We start from the raw sequence: 4,131 nt of genomic DNA, 5'->3' as shown, positions 1-4,131 counted from the left end.
CTCGGGCGGCAAGGATTCGCTGGTGCTGCTGAAGTGCGCCGAGAAGGCCTTCGGCGTCGGCCGCATCCCGTACCCGCTGCTGATGATCGACACCGGCCACAACTTCCCCGAAGTGACGGCCTTCCGCGACGCCCGCGCCAAGGAGCTCGGCGCCGAGCTGATCGTGCGCAATGTCGAGGATTCGATGAAGCGCGGCACGGTGCGCCTCGCGCACCCGGGCGAATCGCGCAACGTGCACCAGTCGGTCACGCTGCTCGAGGCCATCGAGGAATTCCGTTTCGATGCACTGATCGGCGGCGCCCGCCGCGACGAGGAGAAGGCGCGCGCCAAGGAGCGCATCTTCTCGCACCGCGACAGCTTCGGCCAATGGCAGCCCAAGGACCAGCGGCCCGAGCTGTGGACGCTGTTCAACACCCGCCTGGCACCGGGCGAGCACTTTCGCGTGTTCCCAATCTCGAACTGGACCGAACTCGACGTCTGGCAATACATCGAGCGCGAGAACATCGCCCTGCCCTCCATCTACTACACGCACCAGCGCGAAGTGGTCGAACGCCGCGGCCTCTTGGTGCCGGTGACCGAGCTCACGCCGCCGCGCGATGGCGAGCAGGTCGAGGTGCGCGACGTGCGCTTCCGCACCGTCGGCGACATCACCTGCACCTGCCCGGTCGACAGCCTCGCGGCCGACGCCGGCGACGTGGTGATCGAGACGCTGGCGGCCGATGTCAGCGAACGCGGTGCCACGCGGATGGACGACAAGACCTCCGAAGCGTCGATGGAAAAGAGAAAGAAAGACGGTTACTTCTGATGACGAGCACCACTTCTCCGGCGATCACAGCCCATCAAGCCGAGACCGGCGCCGCCCTGCGCTTCATCACCTGCGGCAGCGTCGACGACGGCAAGAGCACCCTGATCGGGCGCCTGCTGGTCGACAGCAAGACCGTGCTGCAGGACCAGCTGGCCRGCGTCCAGCGCGGCGGCGAGACCGACCTGGCGCTGCTCACCGACGGCCTCTCGGCCGAGCGCGAGCAAGGCATCACGATCGACGTCGCCTACCGCTACTTTTCGACTGCCCATCGCAAGTTCGTGATCGGCGACGCGCCGGGCCATGAGCAGTACACGCGCAACATGGTCACGGCCGCATCGAGCGCCGACGCCGCCGTGGTGCTGGTCGACGCCACCAAGCTGGCCTGGGCCGGCGAAGTCGGCGACGGCGAAGTGGTCAGGCGCGAGCTGCTGCCGCAGACCCGCCGCCACACGCTGCTGTGTCATCTGCTGCGCGTGCAGTCGATCGTCTTCGCGGTCAACAAGCTCGATGCGATCGACGATGCCGAACTGGCCTTCGAACGCATCTCGGAGGCGCTCTCGAACTTCGCCGAAGCCGCCGGCGTGCAGGTCGCCGCCACGGTGCCGATCTCGGCGCTCAAGGGCTGGAACGTGGCTTCGCGCCACCGGGACTGGGCCGGCTACAAGGGCCCCAGCCTTCTCGAACTGCTCGAGCAACTGCCGGTCACCGCGCAGGACGAGGCCGTGCCCTTCGCGTTCCCGGTGCAGTGGGTCGAGAAGTTCTCGGCCTCGGCCGACACCTCGCGTGGCCGCCGCGTGTTCTGGGGCCGGGTCGCCAGCGGGCACATCGAGCCCGGCCAGCGCATCACCGTGCTGCCGAGCAACCAGCACGCCACCGTGGCGCAGGTGCTGAGCCACACTCGCGAACCGAAGGCCGTGCACGCGGGCCACAGCGCTGGCATCGTGCTCGACCGCGAACTCGATGTCTCGCGCGGCGACTGGCTGCTGGCACCCGATGCCTTCGAGCCGGTGCGCGAGATCACCGCCACGGTCGCCTGGCTCGACGACGAACCGCTGGTGGCCGGCCGCGTCTATTGGGCCCTTCAGGGCCATCGCTGGGTCAAGGCCAAGGTGGCGCGGATCGTCGACCGGGTCAACATCACGACCCTCGATGCCGAGCCGACCGACCAGTTGGAGGCCAATGCGATCGGCGACGTCGTTTTCTCGTTGCAGCAACCGCTGGCCGTGCTGCCCTTCACGCAATCGCGCACCCTGGGTTCGCTGATCCTGGTCGATACCGCCTCGCACCGGACCTCGGCGGCCGTGCTGGTGCGGCCCGCCGCCGCAAAGGCCTAAAATTCGGGGTTTTCCCGATCATTCCTTCCGTTAGCCAAAGACCATGACCCACGTCGTCTCCGAATCCTGCATCCGCTGCAAATACACCGATTGCGTCGACGTCTGTCCGGTCGACTGCTTCCGTGAAGGGCCAAACATGCTGGTGATCGATCCCGACGAGTGCATCGACTGCGCGGTCTGCATCCCCGAGTGCCCGGTCAACGCGATCTACGCCGAGGAAGACCTGCCGGCCAATCAGCTGGCCTTCATCAAGCTCAATGCCGAACTGGCCCTGGCCGACGGCTGGAAGAGCATCACCAAGCGCAAGCCCGCGCTGCCCGACGCCGAAGAGTGGAAAGACAAGACCGACAAGATCGGGGAGCTGGTGCGCTGAGCACGACAGCTGCGCCGATCGAAACCGACGCGCTGATCATCGGCGCCGGTCCGGTCGGGCTGTTCCAGGCTTTCCAGCTCGGCCTGCTGGAAATCTCCTGCCACATCGTCGACGCCCTGCCCCGGGCCGGCGGACAGTGCGTCGCGCTCTACGGCGACAAGCCGATCTACGATATCCCCGGCACGCCCGTCACGACCGGCCGCGGCCTGGCCGAATCGCTGCTGCAGCAGATCGCGCCGCTCAAACCCCAGTTCCATTTCGGCGAACAGGTCGCGACCCTGGCACGCCAGGACGACGACCGGCTGCTGCTCGGCACTTCGCGCGGCAATTCCTTTCTGGCCAGGACCGTCTTCATCGCCGCCGGCGTGGGCGCCTTCGTGCCCAAGCGGATCGCGGTCGAAGGCATCGATCGGCTCGAGGGAACCCGGCTCTTCTACCACCCCGATGCGCTCGACGACTTTGCCGGACGCGTGGTGGTGGTCAATGGCGGCGACGATACCGCGCTGGCCACCGCCCTGGCACTCGTGCCGATCGCGAAGCAAGTCACGCTGGTCCACCGCCGCGATGTGTTCCAGGCCGAAGACGCCACCGTCGCCGCCCTGCGCGAACGCATCGCGGCCGGCGTCGTCGGCCTGCAGGTCGGCCAGCCTTCGGGCTTCGACGATTCGAATTTGCAGGTCGCCACGCCCGATGCGCGCACGGTCGCGCTRCCTTTCGACGTCCTGATCGGCTGCCTCGGCATTTCACCGCGCCTCGGACCGATCGCCGACTGGGGCCTGGCCCTCGAACGCAAGCAGGTGCCGGTCGACACCGAGAAGTACGAGACCCGGGAGCGCGGCGTCTTCGCGGTCGGCGACATCAACACCTATCCCGGCAAGAAGAAGCTGATCGTCTGCGGCTTCCACGAAGCCACGCTGGCGGCCTGGGGCGCAACGGCCATCGTGTTTCCCGACAAGTCGATTCCGCTGCAATACACGACCACCAGCACGAGGCTGCACACGCTGCTCGGCGTCTCGCATTGATCTCCGCATCCGCTTGGCTCGGCCCTGCACACGCATTCCTTCAACCCTGAACCGGGCGTGAATGCGGTGTTCATGGTGGCGACATGCCCGGGTCTTGGGATCGGCGCCATGCAATAGTCAACCTCGCCCTCATCCAAAGGATCGCGGCGAGCTATGCGCCCAACGCGCAGCTCCTGTGGTTCGCGAGCTGGATCGCCGAGCGGTCGTCCTGGGTCTGCCTGGCCCTTCTTGCGGGCGTCGCCTGGCGCCAGCCGGCGCAACGCAGCTACGCGATGGCGGACCTGGTCGCTGCGGCGGTCGCTGCTGTCGCGACGCACGCGCTGGCCAATGCCACCCATCTGCCGGGGCCCTTCGTCGCCGGGCTGAGCCCGAGCTACATCGCGCACGGGGCCAGGGGCTCCCTGCCCAGCGCCCATGCGGCGGTAATGTTCACACTGGCCCTGGTGATGCTCCTTCGGCCCGGCCTGCGGCGGATGGGACTGGCGATCTTCGCGATCGCGCTCGTCACCGGCTGGGCGCGCAACTACGTCGGCGTGCATTTTCCGCTCGACATCCCGGCCGGGCTGGCGTTGGCGTGGTCACGGCGCTGTTCTGGGG

5 protein-coding genes are annotated in these 4,131 nt (G+C 67.5%); all 5 read left to right on the top strand.

Annotation, left to right across the window (positions count from 1 at the left end):
• The coding region (cysD, locus tag AC1DY5_RS44775) for a sulfate adenylyltransferase subunit CysD (protein ID WP_478120844.1) at nucleotides 1-805 on the top strand (805 nt) is incomplete at its 5' end.
• Nucleotides 805-2,139, top strand: coding sequence for a sulfate adenylyltransferase subunit 1 (locus AC1DY5_RS44770; RefSeq protein WP_478120843.1), 1,335 nt, complete (start codon nucleotides 805-807; stop codon nucleotides 2,137-2,139). The genes cysD and AC1DY5_RS44770, both read left to right, overlap by 1 nt.
• Nucleotides 2,140-2,182: 43 nt before the next feature.
• A complete protein-coding gene (fdxA, locus tag AC1DY5_RS44765) occupies nucleotides 2,183-2,512 on the top strand; it encodes a ferredoxin FdxA (protein WP_158719560.1) in 330 nt (109 codons plus the stop codon).
• Nucleotides 2,470-3,534: an NAD(P)/FAD-dependent oxidoreductase gene (locus AC1DY5_RS44760; protein ID WP_478120842.1), complete on the top strand. Its 1,065-nt coding sequence runs from the start codon at nucleotides 2,470-2,472 to the stop codon at nucleotides 3,532-3,534. The genes fdxA and AC1DY5_RS44760 overlap by 43 nt, the downstream gene beginning before the upstream one ends.
• An 83-nt stretch (nucleotides 3,535-3,617) precedes the next feature.
• Nucleotides 3,618-4,131 (top strand): phosphatase PAP2 family protein (locus tag AC1DY5_RS44755; RefSeq protein ID WP_478120841.1); only part of this gene is annotated, 514 nt, incomplete at its 3' end.

The organism is Variovorax sp. P4_D9 (genome assembly GCF_056401695.1).
The sequence above is the reverse complement of the archived record's forward strand: the minus strand, read 5'-3'. Positions and strand labels throughout refer to the sequence as shown.